Source organism: Streptomyces sp. NBC_00076 (genome assembly GCF_045041235.1).
In the GTDB taxonomy this organism is placed as follows: domain Bacteria; phylum Actinomycetota; class Actinomycetes; order Streptomycetales; family Streptomycetaceae; genus Streptomyces.
Genome location: NZ_CP108242.1, coordinates 4,348,394 through 4,370,174, shown reverse-complemented (window position 1 = coordinate 4,370,174; position 21,781 = coordinate 4,348,394). Strand labels below are relative to the sequence as shown.

The 21,781-nt window shown below is 71.0% G+C and carries 22 protein-coding genes; 14 read left to right on the top strand and 8 right to left on the bottom strand.

Translation table 11 applies throughout. The features are described 5' to 3' along the window. Positions 1-5: 5 nt before the first annotated feature. The 3 genes from OHA64_RS19690 to OHA64_RS19680 form a co-directional block, all read right to left on the bottom strand. On the bottom strand, positions 6-992 hold the full coding sequence (locus tag OHA64_RS19690; RefSeq protein WP_405614757.1) for a hypothetical protein: 987 nt from the start codon (positions 990-992) through the stop codon (positions 6-8). Further along, positions 989-1,399, bottom strand: coding sequence for a hypothetical protein (locus OHA64_RS19685; protein WP_405614755.1), 411 nt, complete (start codon positions 1,397-1,399; stop codon positions 989-991). Before OHA64_RS19685 ends, OHA64_RS19690 begins: the two co-directional genes overlap by 4 nt. A 191-nt stretch (positions 1,400-1,590) precedes the next feature. After that, entirely contained in the window at positions 1,591-3,009 is a 1,419-nt protein-coding gene (locus tag OHA64_RS19680; protein WP_405614753.1) for a diaminopimelate decarboxylase, read from the bottom strand. Between the two features lie 115 nt (positions 3,010-3,124). Here OHA64_RS19680 and hutU point away from each other — a divergent pair, with 115 nt between their 5' ends. The 4 genes from hutU to hutI all read left to right on the top strand — a co-directional run bounded on the left by hutU (position 3,125) and on the right by hutI (position 8,800). Next, the gene (gene hutU / locus OHA64_RS19675; protein WP_405614751.1) at positions 3,125-4,789 is read left to right on the top strand and encodes a urocanate hydratase; all 1,665 of its coding nucleotides are present in this window, start codon (positions 3,125-3,127) and stop codon (positions 4,787-4,789) included. Positions 4,790-5,022: 233 nt separating this feature from the next. Then, positions 5,023-6,225 carry an allantoate amidohydrolase gene (locus tag OHA64_RS19670; protein WP_405624028.1) on the top strand — a complete coding sequence of 401 codons (1,203 nt, stop codon included), beginning with the start codon at positions 5,023-5,025 and terminating at the stop codon, positions 6,223-6,225. Continuing rightward, complete coding sequence (locus OHA64_RS19665; RefSeq protein ID WP_405614749.1) at positions 6,222-7,568, top strand: formimidoylglutamate deiminase; 1,347 nt, start codon at positions 6,222-6,224, stop codon at positions 7,566-7,568. The genes OHA64_RS19670 and OHA64_RS19665 overlap by 4 nt, the downstream gene beginning before the upstream one ends. Before the next feature lie 32 nt (positions 7,569-7,600). After that, positions 7,601-8,800: an imidazolonepropionase gene (gene hutI, locus OHA64_RS19660; RefSeq protein ID WP_405614746.1), complete on the top strand. Its 1,200-nt coding sequence runs from the start codon at positions 7,601-7,603 to the stop codon at positions 8,798-8,800. On the opposite strand, the gene OHA64_RS19655 is transcribed toward hutI, so the two are convergent. Together OHA64_RS19655 and OHA64_RS19650 are read right to left on the bottom strand one after the other, a co-directional pair. Then, entirely contained in the window at positions 8,751-8,957 is a 207-nt protein-coding gene (locus OHA64_RS19655) for a DUF397 domain-containing protein (protein WP_405614744.1), read from the bottom strand. The two genes, hutI and OHA64_RS19655, sit on opposite strands and share 50 nt — an antisense overlap. Positions 8,958-8,966: 9 nt before the next feature. After that, a complete protein-coding gene (locus tag OHA64_RS19650; protein ID WP_405614742.1) occupies positions 8,967-9,818 on the bottom strand; it encodes a helix-turn-helix domain-containing protein in 852 nt (283 codons plus the stop codon). Positions 9,819-10,032: 214 nt separating this feature from the next. Here OHA64_RS19650 and OHA64_RS19645 point away from each other — a divergent pair, with 214 nt between their 5' ends. Both OHA64_RS19645 and OHA64_RS19640 read left to right on the top strand, forming a co-directional pair. Further along, entirely contained in the window at positions 10,033-10,452 is a 420-nt protein-coding gene (locus OHA64_RS19645) for an ATP-binding protein (protein WP_405614740.1), read from the top strand. Positions 10,453-10,528: 76 nt separating this feature from the next. After that, positions 10,529-10,801, top strand: coding sequence for a hypothetical protein (locus tag OHA64_RS19640; protein WP_405614738.1), 273 nt, complete (start codon positions 10,529-10,531; stop codon positions 10,799-10,801). 109 nt (positions 10,802-10,910) lie between these two features. Here OHA64_RS19640 and OHA64_RS19635 read toward each other — a convergent pair whose 3' ends face one another. Next, positions 10,911-11,804 carry an RNA polymerase sigma factor SigF gene (locus OHA64_RS19635; RefSeq protein WP_405614736.1) on the bottom strand — a complete coding sequence of 298 codons (894 nt, stop codon included), beginning with the start codon at positions 11,802-11,804 and terminating at the stop codon, positions 10,911-10,913. 251 nt (positions 11,805-12,055) lie between these two features. On the opposite strand from OHA64_RS19635, the gene OHA64_RS19630 reads away from it, so the two are divergent. The 6 genes from OHA64_RS19630 (at position 12,056) to OHA64_RS19605 (ending at position 16,985) form a co-directional block, all read left to right on the top strand. Further along, positions 12,056-12,451, top strand: a complete 396-nt coding sequence (locus OHA64_RS19630) for an STAS domain-containing protein (protein WP_405614734.1) — start codon at positions 12,056-12,058, stop codon at positions 12,449-12,451. A gap of 211 nt (positions 12,452-12,662) precedes the next feature. Further along, on the top strand, positions 12,663-13,199 hold the full coding sequence (locus OHA64_RS19625) for an ATP-binding protein (RefSeq protein WP_405614732.1): 537 nt from the start codon (positions 12,663-12,665) through the stop codon (positions 13,197-13,199). A 237-nt stretch (positions 13,200-13,436) separates the two neighbouring features. Beyond that, the gene (locus OHA64_RS19620) at positions 13,437-14,165 is read left to right on the top strand and encodes an LPXTG cell wall anchor domain-containing protein (RefSeq protein WP_405614730.1); all 729 of its coding nucleotides are present in this window, start codon (positions 13,437-13,439) and stop codon (positions 14,163-14,165) included. A 65-nt stretch (positions 14,166-14,230) separates the two neighbouring features. Next, positions 14,231-14,449: a hypothetical protein gene (locus OHA64_RS19615; protein WP_405614728.1), complete on the top strand. Its 219-nt coding sequence runs from the start codon at positions 14,231-14,233 to the stop codon at positions 14,447-14,449. Next, complete coding sequence (locus OHA64_RS19610) at positions 14,446-15,642, top strand: hypothetical protein (RefSeq protein WP_405614726.1); 1,197 nt, start codon at positions 14,446-14,448, stop codon at positions 15,640-15,642. The genes OHA64_RS19615 and OHA64_RS19610 overlap by 4 nt, the downstream gene beginning before the upstream one ends. Then, the gene (locus tag OHA64_RS19605; protein ID WP_405614724.1) at positions 15,639-16,985 is read left to right on the top strand and encodes a hypothetical protein; all 1,347 of its coding nucleotides are present in this window, start codon (positions 15,639-15,641) and stop codon (positions 16,983-16,985) included. The genes OHA64_RS19610 and OHA64_RS19605 overlap by 4 nt, the downstream gene beginning before the upstream one ends. A gap of 84 nt (positions 16,986-17,069) precedes the next feature. Here OHA64_RS19605 and OHA64_RS19600 read toward each other — a convergent pair whose 3' ends face one another. Next, positions 17,070-18,608 (bottom strand): peptide MFS transporter, encoded by a 1,539-nt coding sequence (locus tag OHA64_RS19600; RefSeq protein WP_405614722.1) that lies wholly within the window; start codon positions 18,606-18,608, stop codon positions 17,070-17,072. Positions 18,609-18,953: 345 nt separating this feature from the next. On the opposite strand from OHA64_RS19600, the gene OHA64_RS19595 reads away from it, so the two are divergent. Continuing rightward, positions 18,954-19,631: a response regulator transcription factor gene (locus OHA64_RS19595; protein WP_405614720.1), complete on the top strand. Its 678-nt coding sequence runs from the start codon at positions 18,954-18,956 to the stop codon at positions 19,629-19,631. Between the two features lie 136 nt (positions 19,632-19,767). After that, positions 19,768-21,048, top strand: coding sequence for an ATP-binding protein (locus OHA64_RS19590; protein ID WP_405614718.1), 1,281 nt, complete (start codon positions 19,768-19,770; stop codon positions 21,046-21,048). A gap of 15 nt (positions 21,049-21,063) precedes the next feature. Here OHA64_RS19590 and OHA64_RS19585 read toward each other — a convergent pair whose 3' ends face one another. Next, complete coding sequence (locus tag OHA64_RS19585; protein ID WP_405614716.1) at positions 21,064-21,636, bottom strand: GtrA family protein; 573 nt, start codon at positions 21,634-21,636, stop codon at positions 21,064-21,066. Between the last annotated feature and the right edge of the window lie 145 nt (positions 21,637-21,781).

The following is a 21,781-nucleotide window of genomic DNA, read 5'->3' as shown; positions in this document are numbered from 1 at the left end:
GCCACTCAAAGGGCCTCCAACGCATCTCTGAGCCTCTTCAGCAACGTGATGTGGGGGTCGGTGACATCGGTGGGGAAGGCCGCGAGCGGGTCGGGCCGAACGGGTGGACCGGATGGGTCGGGTGGGTCGGGCGGACCGGACGGGCTGGGTGGTCTGGACGGCCTGGGTGGTCTGGGTGGTCCAGGTGGTCTGGATTGGCCGGGCACTTCGGGCGTTTCGGGCGCTTCGAGTGCCTCGGGCGGTTCGGCGGAGGTCGGTCGGCGGGGCGAGACGGCACCGGCCGCCGCCAGCCGCCGTAGGTCCACCAGGGTGTGGAACGCCGGGCGGCCCAGGTCCCTGGCGATGTCCGCCGCCGTGCGGGCGTCGTCCGGATGGGTGTCGTCCAAGCGGGCCAGGACCGCGCGCTGGCGTGCGGTGGGCGCCGGGGGCGCGGGGCGGTGAGTACGGACGAGGGGCGCGTCGTCCGTGGCCGGGTCGGGCCAGATGCGGTGCAGCAGGTCACGGCGGCGCAGGGTCTCGCGCTCCAGGGCGGCCACCGGCACCGGGCACGGACAGCCGGGCGCGTTCTCGGTGGCGTAGCGGAAGCGGCCCGGGCTGCCGCTGGGTGCGAGGGCGAAGTACGCCGCGTCGTACAGCGCGACCAGCCGGCACAGGTCCAGCGCGCCCGGGGTGAGGTGTCCGCCGTCGACCAGGAGGTGGCCGGCGCGGTGCCGGTCGCCGGTCTCGGTCAGCGCCCGCCGCCAGGTGCCGGCGTCGAGCGTGCCGCGGGCGGTGAGCAGGACGTCCAGACCGGGCGCGGCCGGGCTTTCCGCGTGCACCACCCGGCCCCCGGCGAGATGGAGCGTGCCGCGCTCGCGGACGAGGACGCCGGTGGCCCGCTCGGCGGCGAGCCGGGTCAGCATCGGTGAGACGCCGCCCCAGCCGCGGTCCAGGGCCGCCGCCTTGTCCCGCACGGGCAGCCGGGGAGGGGGAGTGGTCTGGACGGCGGTCATCCCAGCACCAGCCGTCCGGCCATCTCGCCCAGCCGGATGCGGGCCAGCGCGAGATTGCCTTCGGAGCGGGCCAGCCACAGGTGCAGGCACACGCTGCTGTCGAAGGACGTCGGCACGAACCGCAGCACGTGGTAGCTGTCCCGGTTGCTGATGATGAGGTCCTCGACCGGCGGGTCGGCGCCGTCACCGTCGCCTGCCTCGCCGTCGCCGGCGCCGGCCGCGAACGCGTGCTGCTCGGCGGCGAGCCGGGCGAGCTCCGCGGCCTCGACCGCGGCGGCCTCCTGGTCGCCGCCCGGGGACTCCCCGACGGTGCCCAGGGCCAGTCCGCTCGTCCAGTCGACCAGTGCGGCGCCCCGGGCACCGGGCAGTCGCATGGCTTCCAGCAGGCACTCGTCGATTCCGGGCACCGTGGCTCCCCTCCCGCCTGGGATTCGGCTGAGTGACGCCGAAGCTACGCAACGTGTGCGTGAGGGGTGAGGGATCTGGCATTTTCCAGTGGAACATGCGGCGAGTGACTAAGGTGGGTCAACTGGCCTGACGCACAGGCCAGTTGATCAGCATGCCCAGACCAGTGGAGCAGCAGACCCACCGGCGTGCGTCAACGGCGACCGGGCGCGCGCAGGGTGGTGAGCGCATCCGCGTGCGCCCCTCCGGATTCGGCCACGATCTCCTCGACGCTCTGCGCCTCGCGCACGGTCGAGAAGGCGGTCCCCCCGGCCCCGTCCGGGGCGAAGCCGTAGATGCCGGGCCGAGCCAGGGAGTTGTACGCGTAGTGGTGCGCGAAGTAGTACGCGCCCGTGTCCAGCGCCGCCGCGTAGTCGCCCTGCGCCAGCAGCGGCAGCGGATACCCCTGGGCGAGCAGGTCGCCCGCGAAGCACGCCGGACCGGCGACGTCCTGCACCACCTCGGGCCCCTCCTTCGGCCGCCCCTTGCCGTCGTACCCGGCGATCCTCAGCGGCCACGCCCCCGGCGCGTACACCGTCCGCGTCGCCACCTGCACGCCCGCGTGCGTCACCGCCACCCGCCGCCCGCCGGCGCTCTTGGTGTACTCGACCCGCGCCACCACCGTTCCGTGCTTGGCCAGCAGTGACCGCCCGAACTCGGTCACCAGCCCGTAGCGCCCGTCGAACAGCCCCGGCACCGTCTCCTTCAGTACCCGCGCGTAGTCCGCGTACGTCGGTGTCGTCCTGTCCGACGTGAAGTTCACCGGCAGCCCGCCGCCGATGTCGATGGTGTCGATCTGCGGCCGCCCGATCCGCCGGTTGATCTCCTCCGCGAGCCGGTACGTCTGCGCCACGCCCTCGGCCATCAGGGTGAGCGGGACACCCTGAGACCCGGTGTGCGCGTGCAGCCGGGACAGCCAGGGGCGCTCGATGTAGGCCCGCACCACCCACTCGCGCGCACCCTCGTCCCGCAGCGCGACCCCGAACTTCGAGGTCGCCGTGGCGGTGGACAGCGCCTCGATCGCGCCGGCCCCGACCTGCGGGTTCACCCGGAGGCCGAGGGGTGAGCGACTGGGCGCCGAGCGCATCAGACCGTCGATGCGGTCCAGCTCCTGGGGGTTGTCGGCGTTGATCGCGATCCCCAGCGCCAGTGCCTCGCGCAGCTCGGCCGGTGTCTTGGCGGGTGAGTCGAGGACGGTCCGGGCCGCCGACAGCCCCGCCGCCCGCGCCAGCGCCAGCTCGCCCGGGCTCGCCACCTCCGCGCCGATCCCCTCCTCCCGCAGCAGCCGCAGCACCGGCACCAGTGGGGTCGCCTTCACCGCGAAGGCGTGCAGTACGGGTGTGCCGGGCGCGGTGACCTCGTCGAACGCCGCCCGCAGCCGGGTCGCGGACTCCCGGATGCCGGTGGCGTCGAGCAGGCCCACGATGGGGCGGCCGGGGCCCAGCAGTCCCTGCTCCACGGCCGCGCGGACCGCCTCGTCCCGGCGGGCGACCCGCCCCTCGTCGTCGTCGCTCACATGACTCTCGTTGGCGTTGCTCACGGCATCCCCCGTCAGGTCGGTGTCTGCACCCATGCGTCCAGCCAAACACCCGGACCCGGCCCCTGCCGTCGCCCTCATGTATTGACTAGTTCTATTCATGACGTCAGGATGTGAATAACGGCAGCAACAGTCCGCTAGGAGGCAGACCATGTCAGGACCCCGCCCCGTACGAGCGCCGCGCGGTACGGAACTGAGCGCCCTGGGATGGCAGCAGGAAGCCGCCCTGCGGATGCTGCAGAACAACCTCGACCCGGAGGTCGCCGAGCACCCCGACAAGCTCGTCGTCTACGGCGGCACCGGCAAGGCGGCCCGCGACTGGCGCTCCTTCGACGCCATGGTCCGCACGCTCAGGACCCTGAAGCAGGACGAGACCATGCTGGTCCAGTCCGGCCGCCCCGTGGGCATCATGCAGACCCACGAGTGGGCCCCGCGCGTCCTCATCGCCAACTCCAACCTTGTCGGCGACTGGGCCAACTGGGAGGAGTTCCGCCGCCTGGAGGCCCTCGGCCTGACCATGTACGGGCAGATGACCGCCGGCTCCTGGATCTACATCGGCACTCAGGGCATCCTCCAGGGCACCTACGAGACCTTCGCCGCCGTCGCCGCGAAGAAGTTCGGCGGCACCCTCGCCGGGACGATCACGCTGACGGCCGGCCTCGGCGGCATGGGCGGCGCCCAGCCACTCGCCGTGACCATGAACGACGGCGTCGCCATCTGCATCGACTGCGACCCGCGCGCGATCGAGCGGCGCATCGAGCACCGGTACCTCGATGTGAAGGCCGACAGCCTGGAACACGCCCTCCAGCTGGCCGTCGAGGCCCGCGACGCCCGCCGCCCGCTCTCCATCGGCCTGCTCGGCAACGCCGCCGAGCTGCTCCCGCGGATGCTCGCCGAGGGTGCCCCCGTCGACATCGTCACCGACCAGACCTCCGCGCACGACCCGCTCGCGTACCTCCCGGTGGGCGTCGACTTCGACGACATGGCGTCGGCCGCGGCCAAGGACCCGGCCGGTTTCACCACCCGCGCCCGCGAGTCGATGGCGCGTCACGTCGAGGCGATGGTCGGCTTCATGGACGCCGGCGCGGAGGTCTTCGACTACGGCAACTCGATCCGCGGCGAGGCCCAACTCGCCGGATACGATCGGGCGTTCGCCTTCCCCGGCTTCGTCCCCGCCTACATCCGGCCGCTGTTCTGCGAGGGCAAGGGCCCCTTCCGCTGGGCGGCCCTGTCCGGGGACCCCGCCGACATCGCGAAGACCGACAGGGCGATGCTCGACCTCTTCCCCGAGAACGAGTCCCTCGCCCGCTGGATCAAGCTGGCCGGCGAGCGCGTCCACTTCCAGGGCCTGCCCGCCCGGATCTGCTGGCTCGGCTACGGCGAACGGGACAAGGCCGGTGAGCGGTTCAACGACATGGTGGCCTCCGGTGAGCTGGCCGCCCCGCTGGCCATCGGCCGCGACCACCTCGACTGCGGGTCGGTGGCCTCCCCCTACCGCGAGACCGAGGCCATGCTCGACGGCTCCGACGCGATCGCCGACTGGCCGCTGCTGAACGCCATGGTCAACGTGGCGTCGGGCGCGTCCTGGGTCTCCCTCCACCACGGCGGTGGCGTCGGCATGGGGCGCTCCATCCACGCCGGGCAGGTGACGGTGGCCGACGGCACGAAGCTGGCCGGCGAGAAGATCCGGCGGGTGCTGACGAACGACCCCGGCATGGGTGTCATCCGGCACGTGGACGCGGGGTACGACATCGCGGAGTCCGTCGCGGACGAGCGGAATGTGCGGGTGCCGATGCGCGAGGGTGACGACGCGTGACCCGTCCGGGAGGTGAACCGGACGGCAACCGTCCGGCAGGGGGCGAGGTCCCGTCGCCGGGTGCGGGTGCGGGTGCGGGTGCGGGTGCGGGTGCTGGCGGTGGCGCGCGTCCGGCTGCGCCCGCCGGCCCCGCCCTGCGGAACGGCTGCCCCCAGCCTGGGGCGGCGGACGGGCTTGAGTTTGTGGAGGGTGGCGTGTCACAGCCCGGGTCGGCCGGTGTGCCCTTCCAACAGATGTGGCGTGACCTGCGGTCCATCGGGCGGCACCCCGACTCCGGGGGCTACCGGCGCTTCGCCTGGACCGGCGCCGACATCGACTGCCGGGCCTGGTTCAGGGAGCAGGCCGAGAGCCGTGGGCTCACCTACGAGCTCGACCGGAACGGGAACCAGTGGGCGTGGCTCGGGGACCCCGATGCCGGGGACGCCGTCGTCACCGGGTCACATCTCGACTCCGTACCGGACGGCGGCGCCTTCGACGGCCCCCTCGGAGTCGTGTCCTCCTTCGCCGCGCTCGACGAACTGCGCGCGCGTGGCGTCACGCTCGCCAAGCCGCTCGCGATCGTCAACTTCGGTGACGAGGAGGGCGCCAGGTTCGGGCTCGCCTGTGTCGGGTCGCGGCTGACCGCCGGGGAACTCGGCGTCGAGCAGGCACACCGGCTGACCGACGGCGACGGGGTCACCCTCCCGCAGGCCATGGCGGCCGCCGGATACGACCCTGACGCCATCGGACCGGACCCGGAGCGGCTCGCCCGCATCGGTGCCTTCGTCGAACTGCACGTGGAGCAGGGGCGGGCGCTGGACCTCAGCGGCGACCAAGTCGGCATCGCGAGCGCCATCTGGCCGCACGGACGGTGGCGGTTCGACTTCCGGGGCGAGGCCAACCACGCCGGCACCACCCGGCTCGTCGACCGGCGCGACCCCATGGTGTCCTACGCCGAGACCGTCCTCGCCGCCCGCCGCGAGGCACGACTCGCGGGAGCCGTCGCCACCTTCGGCAAGATCGCCGTCGAGCCCAACGGCGTCAACGCGATCCCCTCCCTGGTGCGCGGCTGGCTCGACTCCCGGGCAGCCGACCAGGAGTCCCTGGACACCGTGGTCGAGGGGATCGAGAAGGCGGCCCGCGCCCACGCCCGGGAACACGGCGTCGACCTCGACGTGGTCCGCGAGTCCTTCACGCCCGTCGTCGAGTTCGACCACGCCCTGCGCGACGAACTCGCCCGCATCCTGGGCAAGGACACGGACCTCAAGGTCCCCGTCCTCGGCACCGGCGCCGGACACGACGCCGGGATTCTCTCCGGACGCATCCCGACCGCCATGCTGTTCGTACGCAACCCCACCGGGGTCTCGCACTCCCCGTCCGAGTACGCGGCGGAGGACGACTGCGTGGCCGGGGTGACCGCACTCGCCGACGTACTGGAAGGGCTGGCCCGCAGGTGACCCACCCCCACACGCGGACGTACTGGCTGGAACACGCCTGGCTCGACACCCACGTCGAGCCGGGGGTCGTCGTCGAGGTCAAGGACGGCCGCATCACCGCCGTCCGGACCGACACCCCCGCCCCGCCCCCCGGGGCCGAGATCCTGAGAGGCCTCACCCTCCCCGGCCTCGCGAACGCGCACTCGCACGCCTTTCACCGCGCCCTGCGCGGCACCGTCCAGGTCGGCTCCGGCACCTTCTGGACCTGGCGCGAGGTCATGTACTCGTTCGCCGACAGGCTGACCCCCGAGACCTACCTCGCGCTCGCCAGGGCCGTGTACGCCGAGATGGCCCTGGCCGGCGTCACCGTTGTCGGCGAGTTCCACTACGTGCACCACGCCCCGGGCGGCACCCCCTACGCCGATCCGAACGCGATGGGTGACGCCCTCATCCAGGCCGCCGCCGACGCCGGTGTCCGCATCACCCTCCTCGACACCGCCTACCTCTCCTCCGGCTTCGGACAGCCGCCCAACACCCACCAGCTCCGTTTCTCCGACGGCAGCGCGGACGCCTGGGCCGAACGCTGTTCAGTTCTCAAGGAACGGGATCACGCGCGGATCGGGGCCGCCATCCACTCCGTACGGGCCGTGCCCGCCGGGCAGTTGGCGACGGTGGCCCGGTGGGCCGAGGAGCGGCGGGCCCCGCTCCATGTGCACCTGTCAGAGCAGACCGCCGAGAACGACGCCTGCCGGGCCACCCACGGGTGCACGCCCACCCAGCTCCTCGCCGACCACGGCGTCCTCGGGACGCGCACCACGGGCGTCCACAACACGCACCTGACCCACGAGGACATCGCCCTGCTCGGCGGCTCCGGCACCGGCACCTGCATGTGCCCGACGACGGAGCGGGACCTTGCCGACGGGACAGGCCCCGCCGCCGCCCTGCAGCAGGCCGGTTCGCCCCTCTCCCTCGGCTCGGACAGCCACGCCGTCATCGACCTGCTCGAAGAGGCGCGCGCGATGGAGCTGAACGAGCGCCTGCGCACCCGCACCCGCGGCCACTGGACCGCCGCCGCCCTGCTGAGGGCCGCCTCCGCCGACGGTCACGCGGCCCTCGGCTGGGGCGAGGCCGGCACCATCGAGGCAGGCGCGCTCGCCGACCTCACCACGGTCGCGCTCGACTCCGTCAGGACAGCGGGGCCACTGCCCAGGCTCGGCGCCGAGACGGCCGTATTCGCGGCGACGGCAGCGGATGTACGGCACACGATCGTGGGCGGGCGGCACGTCGTACGCGACGGGGCGCACACGCTCGTCCCCGATGTGCCGCAAGCTCTGGCGCGGGCCGTCGAAGCCCTGCGCGCGTAAGGACCTCCGAACCCCGCCCCCACGAGGACACGATGAGCAGCACCACCGGCACGACCACCGTCATCACCAACATCGCCACGCTGGTCACCAACGATCCCTCCCTCGGTGACAACTCCCCCCTCGGACTGATCCAGGACGCGGCCGTCGTCATCGACGGCGACCGCATCGTGTGGACCGGTGAATCAAGCAAAGCACCCGCCACTGACAATCGGGTCGACGCCGGCGGCCGAGCGGTCCTGCCCGGCTTCGTCGACTCGCACTCCCACCTGGTCTTCGCGGGCGACCGGACGGCGGAGTTCAACGCCCGGATGTCGGGGCGTCCGTACAGCGCGGGCGGCATCCGTACGACGGTCGCGGCGACCCGCGCGGCGACGGACAGCGAACTGGAGGCCAACCTCACCCACTACCTCGCCGAAGCACTCCGCCAGGGCACGACCACCTTCGAGACCAAGTCCGGCTACGGCCTGACCGTCGCCGACGAGTCCCGCGCCCTGCGCATCGCGGCCGCCCACACCGACGAGGTCACCTACCTCGGCGCCCACATCGTCTCCCCCGACCATGCCGACGACCCCGCCGCGTACGTCGCCCTCGTCACCGGCGAGATGCTCGACGCCTGCGCCCCGTACGCCCGTTGGATCGACGTCTTCTGCGAGAAGGGCGCCTTCGACGGCGACCAGGCCCGCGCGATCCTCACGGCGGGCAAGGCGAAGGGCCTCCACCCACGGATCCACGCCAACCAGCTGTCATACGGCCCCGGTGTGCAACTGGCGGTGGAGCTGGACGCGGCCAGCGCCGACCACTGCACCCACCTGACCGACGCCGACGTGGACGCGCTGGCCGCCGGCAACACGGTGGCGACGCTCCTCCCCGGCGCCGAGTTCTCCACCCGCGCCGCATGGCCGGACGCCCGCCGTCTCCTGGACGCCGGCGTGACCGTCGCCCTGTCCACCGACTGCAACCCGGGCTCTTCGTTCACCTCGTCCGTGCCGTTCTGCATCGCGCTCGCCGTACGGGACATGGGGATGACCCCCGACGAGGCGGTGTGGTCGGCGACGGCGGGCGGGGCGGCAGCGCTCCGCCGCTCCGACATCGGCCGCCTCACGCCGGGCGCGTACGCCGACCTGATGCTCCTCGACGCCCCGAGCCACGTCCACCTGGCCTACCGGCCGGGGGTTCCGTTGGTCAGCGGGGTGTGGCGGCGGGGAACAGACCTGACTTCACACCGCGTATGAGGTGAGCCAACGGGGCGGCGGTGGTGGTGAGTTCGGTGCCGGGGGTGTCGCTTTCGCGGAGGTGGAGGGTGGTGGGGGAGGCGGCGAGTTCGACGCAGGTGTTGCCGTCCCCGCCGTCGGAGAAGGTGGACTTCTGCCAGCGCAGGGTGTGGTTCATGGCAGTGCCTCACATCTCCTTCGTCAGGCGGTGGACGAAGTCCCGCGATGCCACGGGGTCCAACGTCGCCTTCTCCACCTTACGGAAGAGTGTTCGAAGTTGAGTCAGCTGGGCTTCCGCATCAATGAATGCGGTACCGGTAGGCGCGTCCCGCAGGCCGGTGTCCAGCCGGGGGACCCTGCCGCCTGTGTACATCATCGAAGCCCCGGCGCCGGCGAAACCGTCCTGGTCGGTGGGGATGATGCGGACCGTGACGTGGCCCTGCTCGATCTGGTCGAGGATCTGCCGAAGTTGAGCGTGGGACGACTGGCGGTCGGCTACGCGGATGCGCAGGGCGAACTCGTGGATCAGTGTCTCGTACGGGGTTGGAGTCTCGCCTTCGATGACAGTGCGTCGCCTCATCCGGTGCTCCACCCGAGGGGTCAGCTCGCTTTCAGGCAGGCCGGGGACCATGTACGTGTAGACCGCGCGAGCGTAGTCGGCCGTCTGTAGAAGTCCTGGCACATGCGTGATCACCACCTCGCGGAGGAACGTCGCGTGGTGTTCGACCTCGGCGACGTCCAGGAACACCGGGGGCAGCACTCCCCGGTAGTCCTCCCACCAGCCTCGGGTGCGGTCGGTTGCCATCGTGGTGAGGGCCTCGATCAACGCCTCGTCCGTACAGGCGTAGTGGGCGGCGAGGCGTCGTACGCGCTCCGCGCTCACGCCTGCGACGCCGGACTCGATCTGGCTCATCTGGACCGCGTCGGCACCGAGCAAGGCTGCGGCTTCCCGCGCCTTCATGCCCGTCGCCTCACGTAGTTTGCGCAGCTCAGCGCCTAGTCGCAGCCTGCGGGCCGTGAGATGCCTCTTCGGCGGCAACCGGCACCTCCTCGTTTCAACTGCCCTGTGTGCGTACCTCGTTCGGGGGTCAGAATACGACACTGACTTGCGTCTTCCTAATATTAGGAAATACCGTCAGTGACGCGACGCACACGCTGCGGAAGCGCACCACTCCGTCCTGCCATGACGGCTGCGGCAATGCCACCGCCCTCCACTCGCCGACCCCACCCCACCCCACCCCTGGAGCTGCCGCATGCCCGAAACCGGAACCGAGTCCGAGCCCTGGGAGTACTCCCTCTCCATCCCGAACGATCCCCGCGCCGTGACCATCTGCCGCCGCACCCTCCGTCTGATCCTCACCATGCACGGACTGATCCGGCTCGCGGACACCGCCGAACTCCTCGCGACCGAGCTGATCGCCAACGCCGTACTCCACACGAAGGGCCCCGCGACGCTCCGTGTCCGCTGGTCGGCGGGCGTCCTGCGGATCGGTGCGTGGGACGCGGACCCTCGACCTCCAGAGCCGCCAGGCACATTGGCGAACCTCATGGACGCGGAGGAGGGAAGGGGCCTCGCCCTGGTCCAGGCCTGCGCCGATGTCTGGGGCTGGCAGCCGCTCTCCAGATTCGGCAACCGGGGGAAGTACGTGTGGTGTGACCTGGTCGCCGCGTAGCTCGTTGATCAAGTTCGTGCAGTTCGTCGACTCATGCCTGGCAAACCCCCAGGCCCAGCAGATGTGGAGGGACTTGATGACGGCGATCCAGTACTTCTGGCGGCACCCGCTCGCCGAGCAGGTGCGCGAGGAGGGCCGACGGGAGGGCCGGGCGGAAGCCATTCGCGAGGGCCGGGCTCAAGAGCGAGCGGCGGGCGTTCTGCGAGTCCTCCGGTGGCGTCAGATCGGTGTACCCGACGAGGTTCGCGACCGTGTTCTCTCGTCCACCGACCTGGACCAACTCGGCACCTGGCTCGACTGCTCCTATCAGGTCACCGACGCGTGGGAGCTGTTCGCCGACGGCGCTTGAGCCGTACGACCGCAGGCCGGGACGCCCCTCGACGGCGACGGCGTCGGCGACAACTGTGACCCGGCCCACCCGGGCCGGGTCGCTCAGTCATCGTCGGCTGCGCCTGCCGTCACTCCTCGACGGTCAGCCCCTTGCGCAGCTTCACCAGCGTGCGCGACAGCAGTCGGGACACGTGCATCTGCGAGATGTTGAGTTCTTCGCCGATCTCGGACTGGGTCATGCCCGCGACGAAGCGGAGGGACAGGATCTTCCGGTCCCGGGAGGGAAGGTCAGCGATCAGGGGCTTCAACGACTCGACGTACTCGATGCCTTCGAGCCCGTGGTCCTCGTAGCCGATACGGTCCGCGAGGGCGCCCTCGGCGTCGTCCTCCTCGGGCTGGGCGTCCAGCGACGACGCGGTGTACGCGTTCGACGCGGCCATGCCCTCGACGACCTCGTCCTTCGAGAGGCCGAGGCGCTCCGCGAGCTCGCCCACAGTCGGGGCGCGGTCGAGCTTCTGGGCCAGCTCGTCGCCGGCCTTGGCCAGGTCGAGCCGCAGCTCCTGAAGCCGGCGCGGGACGCGCACGGACCAGGAGGTGTCGCGGAAGAAGCGCTTGATCTCGCCGACGATGGTTGGCATCGCGAAGGTGGGGAACTCCACACCACGGCTGAGCTCGAATCGGTCGATCGCCTTGATCAGGCCGATCGTGCCGACCTGGATGATGTCCTCCATGGGCTCGCTGCGGGAGCGGAAGCGGGAGGCGGCGAACTTGACCAGGGCGAGATTGAGTTCAACGAGGGTGTTGCGGACGTACGAGTACTCGTGGGTGCCCTCCTCCAGTGACTCGAGGCGGGCGAAAAGGGTCTTGGACAGTGCCCGCGCGTCCACCGGGCCCACCTCGGCGTAAGGCGGGATCTCCGGAAGCCCGGCGAGCAGGTCGTCATGCTCGATGGGATCCAGATGTTCCGAGGGGGATGTCGACGTCGCCTGCTGGGTATGCGATGCGTCGAGCCGGGGTGACATGATGTCCTCCATCGTTCTCGGCATATGGCTGCCGAAGCCGGTTTGTGCACTGCGGTGTGCGGCGCCTCCGAAGCCGACCGTGTCGAAATACGTGTCTCTACTAGCCCTACCCGGTTTCCTGAGCCCACCGCAAGTGCATTATGTTCGGTTATGTCCGTTTGTGGGTGATTGTTCAGGTGTCGGAGGCTGTGGAGAAGGCGTAGTGTTCGGGGGCGTCAGTCAGCAGCCACGACGTCGGGAGAGAAGACGGCATGGACCGCGGGACAGTCGGCAGCGCACAGTCGGGCCGGCTTCTGGTCGAGGTTCGGGAAACGGGCTCTAGTGCCGTCGTGACCCCGGCGGGTGAGTTGGACCACCACACCGCCGATTTGTTGCGCGAGCCGCTCGAGGAGTGCCTCGCCAAGGGATTCAGTCGACTGGTGGTCGACTGCTCACGCCTGGAGTTCTGCGACTCCACGGGGCTGAACGTGTTGCTGGGCGCGCGACTGAAGGCTGAGGCGGCCGGGGGTGGAGTGCATCTCGCGGGGATGCTGCCCGTGGTTTCGCGGGTCTTCGAGATCACGGGGGCGGATGCGGTCTTCACTGTCCATGACACCCTGGAAGCGGCTCTGGCCGGCGAATCGGGCGAGGCCGACGAGTCCGGATGAGTCGCCGGGCCGGGCCTGGTTGACGCCTCGCTCGTCCCCCTGTGATCGGTGCTTTCCGAGCGTCACGCCTTTCGTGTCGAAATACGGGGGTGTTCACCCGGATCGGTCGGGCAGGAGACATCCGTACCCGCTGTGCGGGGCCGGCCGGGCGAACCGACTGAATAGTGATGTTTTGAATCGTGAACTGGTGAATCGGTGAGGTGAAGCGCTGATGAGCATCACCCGGCCTAACCCGCCGGGCGACCGCGGTCCGGAGCCCAGCGGCGCTTCCGGGGCGTCCGAGGGGGGCGTGCCGTCGACCGGGGCGTCCGACGGGGGCGCGGCCGTGTCGTCTAGGGGGCGTCAGGTGCGCGGGCTGAGCTTCGAAGGGCAGAGCGGTGTCGTTCCCCTCGCCCGCGACTTCGCCCGCCAGGCGTTGTACGAGTGGGGCTGGCTGCCCGCCGCCTCCGCCGACCAGCGGGCCGCCGCCGAGGATGTCCTGCTCGTCGTGTCCGAGCTGGTCACCAACGCCTGTCTGCATGCCGAGGGGCCGGATGAGCTGCGGATCGCCTGCGACAACAAGGTGATCCGCCTCGAGGTCTCCGACAAGGGCACCGGCCAGCCGTCGCCGCGCACCCCGCACCGTGCCGGACGCCCCGGGGGGCACGGCATGTTCATCGTGCAGCGGCTGTGCCTGGACTGGGGTGTGGTGCGCAGCCCCGAGGCCGCGGGCAAGACGGTGTGGGCCGAGCTCGGGGCACCCGCGTGAGTCCCGCGATGAGGCTGGTCATGAGAGCCGCCATGAGCCCCGCCTAGGTTACCCACGGTTCGACACTTTCTTCATACGCACCTCACCCGCGCCGGATCGCCACAGATCCGGCGCTTCCTTTGTCTTCCTTCCTCTGTTGCCCGGGCGTACCTTGACGGCCGATCTGATGTGCCGTCAGAAAACCGTCAGAACACCGTCAGGAACGCCTTCAGGAACGCCTTCAGGAATGAGGGGACAGTGTCGAACCGGACGTACCAGAAACGAACCGTCGCGCTCGCGTCCGCCGCGGCCCTGGCCGGCTCGGCGGTGCTGATGGCCGCCCCCGCCGCCCACGCCGAGGTCGTCGACGTCAACTACCGGTGTGAGACACCGATCGGGGTCAAGTCCGCCCTCTCGCCCATCGACATTAAGGGCGTCAAGAGCGGTAGCGGCTACAAGGTCACCATGTCGTGGCAGAAGGGTGTCTCCTCCAGCCCGGTCGAACTGGGCAAGGGGTCGATGAACCCGAGCGCCACCATCAAGCTGGGCGGCGCGGACAGCGGCACGGTGAGCGTCACCGGACCCGCCAACCAGGCCGCGATCCCCGCGAACACCCCCATCAAGATCAACGACCTGTCGGGCACGTACACCCCGAAGAAGTCCGGCAAGGTCACCTTCACGGCGGGCGTGCTCACCATCAAGGCGCTCGGTACGACGACGACCTGCACGCCGACCGGCAGCCCGAAGCCGTCCCTGTCCCTGGACGTGACGGCGGCGGGCGGGAGCTCCTCGGGAGGCGCCCAGGGCGGCGGCGACTCGGGAGGCACCCAGAGTGGCGGCTCGGGCGGCGACTCCGGAACCGAACTCCCGCAGACCGGCCCCGAGGACTCCGCGGTCGCCCTCGGCACGCTCGGCGGCACGGTGCTGCTCGCGGGCGCGGCGGGCGCGCTGTGGCTGACCCGGCGGAACCAGGCTGCCCGCCGCTGACCGCGTCGGCGGGCGCCCGCCGACGCCGTCAGCATCCGCACCCGCCCCGCCGCTGGAGCCGCCCGATGCCGTCCACCGACCGTGCCCTCAGGGCCCTGTGCCTGTCCTTGCTGTCCCTCCCGCCGATCCTCGGTGCCGCTTCGGCCGCCACGGCGTCTGAGACCGCCGGGACCGCCACGACGGGCGAGACCGCCATGACGGCCGAGACCGCCGAGACTGCCGACAGCCGGCCCGTAGCGCCGTCCGGCGGCGCCCGGCCCGAGTTGACGGGAGCGACGACGTGAGCGGGAAGGCGCGGATCCCGGCGCTGGCGATGGTGCTCGCGCTGCTCCTGCTGCCCCTGGCGGGCACCGCGACCGCGGCCGACGGGCAGAGCGCAAAGCCGAGCGCAAAGCCGAGCGTGAAGCTGTCCACCTCGCAGGCGGGCACCGGGGGTTCGATCACCGTCACCGGCAGCGGCTGGCGGGAGCGGGCGCTGCTGATGATGCTGATCTGCGGGCAGGCCGTGCCGTCCCGGGGTGTGATCGGCGGCACCAACTCCTGCGCCAACGCGGACGGACGGGCCGTGACGACCGACGGGAAGGGCCGGTTCAGCCGGAAGCTGCCGGTCACCGAGCCGCCCGTGCCGTGTCCCTGCGTGGTGCACGTGGCGACGGTGACCGGGGCTCAGGCCCAGGCCGACGCGATCTTCCAGGTGGCCGGGCACGCGGTCGAGCCGCTGCCCGCCGAGCCGGCCGGCGGCCGCCTGTCGGTGCTCACGGACACCCGGCTCGACGGCTCCAGCGGGCTGCTGACCTGGTTCGGGGCGCCGCCCGCCCGCACCCTCGTCCTCACCGTCGGCAACGTGGGCACCTCCGCCGTCAAGGACCCCGTCTTCCAGGTCGGCACCGCCCACGGTGTGTTCGCGCCGCAGTGGGAGGAACAGCAGTGGCGCGGCACGCTCCAGCCCGGCGGGAAGGCACGGATCAAGCTGCCCCTGGAGCTGACGGCCGGGGCGCACGGCGACTACACGGTCTCGCTGAAGTACGGCGGCAAGGTCCTCGCCGAGCAGCCCTGGGACGTGGGCCGGCCCTGGGGCGTGGCCCTGTTCTGGATCCTGGTCTGCCTGGTCGTACCGGCCGCGCTGTTCCGTGCCGGGATGGCGGTGGTGGACCGGGTCCGGCCGCGCCGCGCGGGCGGGCTCAGGCACCGAGGCCTTCGGCTGCCCGAACTCCCGCGGGGCCTGCCCTGGCCGAAGACCTCCGGGGTTTCCGGACCGGCGACCCGCGGTGCTTCCGGACCGAAGGCCCGTCGTGCCCCCGGTGCCACGGCCCGTCGCGCCGCCCGACCGAGGGCCCCCGAGCAGGCGCCCCCCTCCGCTTCGACCCTGCCGTGGTTCGTTCCGGACGCCGGTCCGGGCACGGCCGGTCGGCTCTCCGCACCGCACGACGACAGTCCGACGAGTCCCACGACTCCCACCACGAAAGGACCCACGTGAGCGAGCGAAGGAGAGTCATACCGGGCCACGGGCCGAGAAGAGCGGGCGCGGCGAGCCTCGCGCTGGTGCTCGGCGGGGCGGGCGTGCTGCTCGGGGTGACCGCGGGGTCCGCGCAGGCCGCCGAGGTGTCGTACGCGACCCGCTGTGTGCCGCCCGCCGCCGCGGGCCTGCCGCCCGTCGACGGCACCACCAAGGCGGAGATCACCGCGCCGGCCACCGCGAAGGTCGGCGACGAGGTCGAGGTGGTGTGGAAGTTCGTGCAGGCCGCCTCCAAGAACCCCGACCTGATCGACCTGCCGGCGAACTCCGTCCAGCCGTCCGGGACGTTGAAGGCGGCCGGCGCGCAGACCACCGCCGTCGCCATGGAGGGGCCGCGGGAGAACCCTGCGATCCCCAAGGGCGGGGACATGGTGCTGGCCGACATGAAGGGCAAGCTGAAGCTGACGGCGCCGGGCGAGGTCAAGCTGACGCCGGACGCGTACGACATCAACGTCATGTCGACGGACACCAAGTGCGCGCCCACGGCGGCGGTGCAGCCGGCCGCGACCATCAACGTGACGGCGTCGGACGGCACTTCGACGCCCACCCCGACTCCCACCGGGACGGGCACCGGTTCCCCGACGCCGACCGGCACCCCGACCAAGACTCCGACGAGCACCCCGACGAGCACCCCGAGTGCCACCGGGAGCGAGGACGACGGGACCGGGCAGACCGACTTCACCGGCAAGGAGGTCCAGGTGCCGTACGCCTGCAACACGCCCATCGGCGAGAAGAACGCGACCTCGCCCGTGCAGATCAACGCGAAGAAGAACGGCGGGAGTTACGACCTCACCGTGCGCTTCAAGGGGTCGGTGATGGACAGCCCTGCCCCCATTCCCAAGGGCTCGGTCAAGCCGTCGATGGAGGTGGTCCTCGGCGGTGCCGACAAGGGCACGGTGCATGTGGAGGGCCCGACCAACGCGGAGGACATCAAGGCCGGTGACCCGATGACGATCCCGGACCTGAAGGGCACCTACAAGCCGGGCGCGAGCGGCGAGTCCACGCTGTCGCCGGGCGTCCTGACGGTCAAGGCCCTCGGCACCACCACGACCTGCACGCCGACCAAGTCGGAGGTCTCCCTCAAGCTGGACACCGCCGAGCAGGCGAGCGGCGCGTCCGGCGGCGGCTCGGCCGGCTCCTCGGGCTCGGGCGGCACTTCCGGTACGGCGTCCGGTGGCGGCCTGGCCGAGACCGGCGCGGAGTCGAACGGCGCCCTCAAGGCCCTCGGCCTGGTGGCCGGGACAGCCGTACTGCTGGGCGGCGCGGTGTTCACGTTCATGCCGGGACGGCGGCGGCTGCGCTGACCCACCCCGGGCCGCGACGCGCCGAGGGCCACCGCACCGGGCAGGTGCGGTGGCCCTCCACGCGTCAGGCCGGGCCGGCGGGCCTCAGCGGACGTCGCCCATCAGGGACTTCACCTTGCGGCGGTACATCCACACCGCCACGCCGGCGAGGGCGGCGAGGACCGCCTCTCCGAGGACGGCGGGGGTGCCGCTGAGGTCGACACCGGCGATCGCCGGGTTGGAGAGGAGGCTCGTGATCGAGTCGCCCGCGGTGACCGCGAGGAACCACACGCCCATCATCTGGCTGGCGTACTTGGCCGGGGCCATCTTCGTGGTCACCGACAGGCCGACCGGGGAGAGGCACAGCTCGCCGACGGTGAAGATGAAGTAGATGCCCACCAACCACATCGGGCTGACCGCGGTGCCGTTCGCCGCCAGGCCCAGCGGGATCAGGAAGAAGAAGAACGACACACCGATCAGGACCAGCGCCATCGCGAACTTCACGATGGTGCTCGGCTCCTTGCCCTGGCGGTTGAGCCACAGCCAGACGAAGGCGAAGACCGGGGCCAGCGCCATGATGAACAGCGGGTTCAGCGACTGGTACCAGGAGGACGGGAAGTCGAAGCCGAACAGCGAGCCCGCCGCCTTGCCCTCGCCGAACGCCTGGACGGTGGACGCGCCCTGGTCGTAGATCATCCAGAACACGGCGGCCGCGACGAAGAACCAGATGTAGCCGGTCATCTTCGACTGCTCGGTGGCCGAGAGCTCCTTGTCCCGCTTGATGCGCAGCAGCACGCCCGCCGGGACGACCAGACCGATGACGGTGAGCGGGATCATCGCCCAGTTCAGGGTGAAGTGGCCGGTGGCGCCGACGACGCCGTAGAAGACGGCTGCCGCGATCACCCACAGCAGACCCTTGCGCAGCCAGGCCGCGCGCTCCTCGGTCGCCAGCGGTTTGGGCACGACGCTGCTCTGGGGGCTGAGGTTGCGGGTGCCGAGCAGGAACGTGGCGAGGCCGATCGCCATGCCGACCGCGGCCATGCCGAAGCCGAGATGCCAGTTGACCTCCTGGCCGACGGTGCCGATGGCCAGCGGGGCGAAGAACGCACCGGCGTTGATGCCCATGTAGAAGATCGTGAAGCCGCCGTCGCGGCGCGGGTCCTCGGGGCCGTCGTACAGGTGGCCCACCATCGTGGAGATGTTGGCCTTGAGCAGACCGGAGCCGACCGCGACCAGGGCGAGGCCCGCGAAGAACGGTGCCTGACCGCCGGGCAGCGCAAGCACGAGGTGGCCGGCCATGATGGTGACGGCGGCGATGGCAACCGTCTTGCGCGGGCCCCAGACGCGGTCACCGAGCCAGCCGCCGGGCATGGCGAGCAGGTACACCATCGCCGAGTAGACGGAGACGATCACCGTGGTGGTGGCCACGTCCATGGCCAGACCGCCGCCCATGCTGCCCTTGCCGGCGCCGGGGCCGCCGGAGAGCAGATAGACGGTGAGCAGGGCCTTCATGCCGTAGTAGGAGAATCGCTCCCACATCTCGGTCATGAAGAGAGTGGCCAGTCCGCGGGGGTGGCCGAAGAAGGTCTTTCCGGACCCGGGGGTGCCCGGGGTGACCGAGTCCTTCGTCAGGCTGGACGCCATGGTCGATCCTTGCTGGGGTGCTTTCCTTTCGAGGCCGGCGCAACACCGGCCCGCACACAAAAGAGACCTTCAGCGTCGAACTCCTCGCCAAAGGTCCCCACGGTGCTACAGGCGTCCAGTCACCATACGGCAGCACAGCGCCGGAAAAAAAAGGACCTGAGACGCGAATCACAGGTAAGACGGGAGTCGTACACACCCTTTCCAAGGTTTCTCCGCTAATCACACCCCAGGGGTGGAGGTTCGCATCACGGCGCCTCGCGGGGGCGGACCAGTACGCAGAAAGGTAAGAACAACGAGCCGTCGATCACACCCCAGGTCCTGGCCTGCGCGGACTACCATCACCTCATGACCCGTGTACTGCTCGCCGAGGACGACGCGTCCATCTCGGAGCCGCTGGCCCGCGCACTGCGCAGGGAAGGGTACGAGGTCGAGGTGCGTGAGGACGGCCCCACCGCGCTCGACGCCGGAACGCAGGGCGGTGTCGACCTGGTCGTGCTCGACCTGGGTCTGCCCGGCATGGACGGCCTCGAAGTGGCCCGCCGGTTGCGCGCCGAGGGCCTCACCGTCCCGATCCTCATCCTGACCGCGCGTGCCGACGAGGTGGACACCGTCGTCGGCCTCGACGCGGGTGCCGACGACTACGTCACCAAGCCCTTCCGGCTCGCCGAACTGCTCGCCCGTGTCCGGGCCCTGCTCCGGCGCGGTGCCGCCGAGCCGGCCCAGCCGCCCGCCACCCACGGGGTGCGCATCGACGTCGAGTCGCACCGCGCGTGGATGGGCGAGGAGGAGCTCCAGCTCACCGCCAAGGAGTTCGACCTGCTGCGGGTCCTCGTGCGGGACGCCGGCCGGGTCGTCACGCGGGACCAGCTGATGCGGGAGGTCTGGGACACCACGTGGTGGTCGTCGACGAAGACGCTCGACATGCACATCTCCTGGCTGCGGAAGAAGCTCGGTGACGACGCGGCGAACCCCCGGTACATCGCGACGGTGCGTGGTGTGGGGTTCCGGTTCGAGAAGAGCTAGGCGACTACGCGCGTCGCGCTGTGCCGGCTCGTGCGGGTGGGCGACTGCGGGCCGTTGGTGGCCGGCCGCGCGGTTTCCCGCGGCCCCTGGGGGCGCATGTGCACACTGTTCGTCGTAAAGCTGCCCGGAGGGCCTCGTGCGTCGCCGTCTGATCCAGTCCACCCTCGCCGTGGTGCTCGTCGTGATCGCCGTGTTCGGGGTGTCCCTCGTCATCGTCGAGACCCGCACCATCAGCACCAGTGCGCAGGAGCGGGTGGACTCCGAGGCGCAACGGCTGGCCAGCATCGTGGACAGCAGGCTGCTCACCTCGGCGACCGTGGACGCGAAGATCCTGCGTGACCAGGTGGCGCAGGATCGATACGCCGTGATCCGGATCCCGGGGGAGCGCAGCATCGAGATCGGCACCCGGCTGCCCGGTGACGTGATCCAGGGCAGGGCCGAGGGCGAGGAGGGCGAGACCGTCGTCGTCGAGGAACCGCGCTCCTCGGTGACCCGCGAGGTCGGCCGGACCCTCCTGATCATCGGGCTGGTGGCACTGCTCGCGGTGGTCGCCGCGGTGGTGCTGGCGATCCGCCAGGCCAACCGGCTCGCCTCCCCGCTCACCGACCTCGCGGAGACCGCCGAACGACTCGGCTCCGGCGACCCGCGCCCCCGTCACAAGCGGTACGGCGTCCCCGAACTGGACCGGGTCGCCGACGTCCTCGACTCCTCCGCCGAGCGCATCGCCCGCATGCTCACCGCGGAACGCCGGCTCGCCGCCGACGCCTCCCACCAGCTCCGTACGCCGTTGACGGCTCTTTCCATGCGCCTGGAGGAGATCACCCTCACGGATGACCCGGACACGGTGAAGGAGGAGGCGAACGTGGCCCTGACCCAGGTGGAGCGGCTCACCGACGTGGTCGAGCGGCTGCTCACCAACTCCCGCGACCCGCGCACCGGCTCCGCCGTCACCTTCGACCTCGACGAGGTCATCCAGCAGCAGCTCGCCGAGTGGCGCCCCGCCTACCGCAGCGCGGGCAGGGCCATCGTCAGCTCCGGGAAGCGGCACCTGACGGCGGTCGGTACGCCGGGGGCGGTCGCGCAGGTGCTGGCCGCGCTGATCGAGAACTCCCTCATGCACGGCGGCGGCACGGTGGCGCTGCGCACCCGGGTCACCGGCAACCAGGCGGTGATCGAGGTCACGGACGAGGGTCCCGGGGTGCCCACCGACCTGGGGGCCCGCATCTTCGAGCGGGCGATCAGCGGCCGCAACTCCACGGGCATCGGCCTGGCGGTGGCCCGGGATCTGGCGGAGGCCGACGGGGGCCGCCTGGAGATGCTCCAGACCCTGCCCCCGGTGTTCGGTCTGTTCCTGTCGCGTACGCCGCTGCGCAAGGCGGTGCCGGAGGAGGCGGACGAGGAACCGACGGTCCGCTGAGCGCGGCCGGGACGGTCAGGCGGCGCGCTGATCCGCCGGGCGCTTCTTCGCGTCGGTCGTCGCGTCGGTGGTCGCGTCCGTCGTCAGGAACGATTCCGCGCTGGCCACCGCTTCCTTGGCCGGAAGTGTACGGAAGACCCAGGTGCGGTACGACCAGAAGCGGAACAGGGTCGCGACGCCGATGCCGACGAACTTGAAGATGTTGCTCTGCAGCGGACTGTCCCAGCCGAACCCGTAGGTCGCCGCGTAGAGCACGCCGTTCTCGATCACCAGGCCGACCGCGCTGAACAGCAGGAACAGCATGAGTTCCTTGGTACGGCCGCTCTTGTCGCGGTCCCGGTAGGTGAAGTACCGGAAGCCGACGTAGTTGAAGACGATGGCGACGACGGTCGCGATGACACTCGCCCGCACCACCTGGAGGTCGGTCGCGTGCCGTACGAGGTTGAACACGAGCAGGTTGACCAGGACTCCGGCCCCGCCCACGGCGCCGAACTTGACGGCCTCACGCATGAGCCGGTCGACCCGCAGGCGCGCCGCGCCACGAGGTGCCGGAGGAGCCGCAGGAAGCCCCGAGGAACCACGTTCCATGGCTGTCCAGGCCCCCGTCCGTAGATTTCGTCAACTCAGCCATGCTAACCATCCCCCCTTAGTGATCGCCTATGGGCGAGTTCACAGGACGGCAAAGAGGGGCCCGGAGGGCTGGAAACCGGCCACTGCGGAATGGCCGATACCC

What these genes read in the sequence shown, in the direction of transcription:
- OHA64_RS19640 (WP_405614738.1), top strand. Translation starts at nt 10,529, where the DNA reads ATGACGGCGATCCAGTACTTCTGGCGGCACCCGCTCGCCGAGCAGGTG.
- OHA64_RS19615 (WP_405614728.1), top strand. Translation starts at nt 14,231, where the DNA reads ATGCCGTCCACCGACCGTGCCCTCAGGGCCCTGTGCCTGTCCTTGCTG.
- OHA64_RS19630 (WP_405614734.1), top strand. Translation starts at nt 12,056, where the DNA reads ATGGACCGCGGGACAGTCGGCAGCGCACAGTCGGGCCGGCTTCTGGTC.
- OHA64_RS19625 (WP_405614732.1), top strand. Translation starts at nt 12,663, where the DNA reads ATGAGCATCACCCGGCCTAACCCGCCGGGCGACCGCGGTCCGGAGCCC.
- OHA64_RS19645 (WP_405614740.1), top strand. Translation starts at nt 10,033, where the DNA reads ATGCCCGAAACCGGAACCGAGTCCGAGCCCTGGGAGTACTCCCTCTCC.
- OHA64_RS19595 (WP_405614720.1), top strand. Translation starts at nt 18,954, where the DNA reads ATGACCCGTGTACTGCTCGCCGAGGACGACGCGTCCATCTCGGAGCCG.
- OHA64_RS19635 (WP_405614736.1), bottom strand. Translation starts at nt 11,804, where the DNA reads ATGTCACCCCGGCTCGACGCATCGCATACCCAGCAGGCGACGTCGACA.
- OHA64_RS19600 (WP_405614722.1), bottom strand. Translation starts at nt 18,608, where the DNA reads ATGGCGTCCAGCCTGACGAAGGACTCGGTCACCCCGGGCACCCCCGGG.
- hutI (WP_405614746.1), top strand. Translation starts at nt 7,601, where the DNA reads ATGAGCAGCACCACCGGCACGACCACCGTCATCACCAACATCGCCACG.
- OHA64_RS19680 (WP_405614753.1), bottom strand. Translation starts at nt 3,009, where the DNA reads ATGGGTGCAGACACCGACCTGACGGGGGATGCCGTGAGCAACGCCAAC.
- OHA64_RS19585 (WP_405614716.1), bottom strand. Translation starts at nt 21,636, where the DNA reads ATGGAACGTGGTTCCTCGGGGCTTCCTGCGGCTCCTCCGGCACCTCGT.
- OHA64_RS19670 (WP_405624028.1), top strand. Translation starts at nt 5,023, where the DNA reads ATGTGGCGTGACCTGCGGTCCATCGGGCGGCACCCCGACTCCGGGGGC.
- OHA64_RS19690 (WP_405614757.1), bottom strand. Translation starts at nt 992, where the DNA reads ATGACCGCCGTCCAGACCACTCCCCCTCCCCGGCTGCCCGTGCGGGAC.
- OHA64_RS19655 (WP_405614744.1), bottom strand. Translation starts at nt 8,957, where the DNA reads ATGAACCACACCCTGCGCTGGCAGAAGTCCACCTTCTCCGACGGCGGG.
- hutU (WP_405614751.1), top strand. Translation starts at nt 3,125, where the DNA reads ATGTCAGGACCCCGCCCCGTACGAGCGCCGCGCGGTACGGAACTGAGC.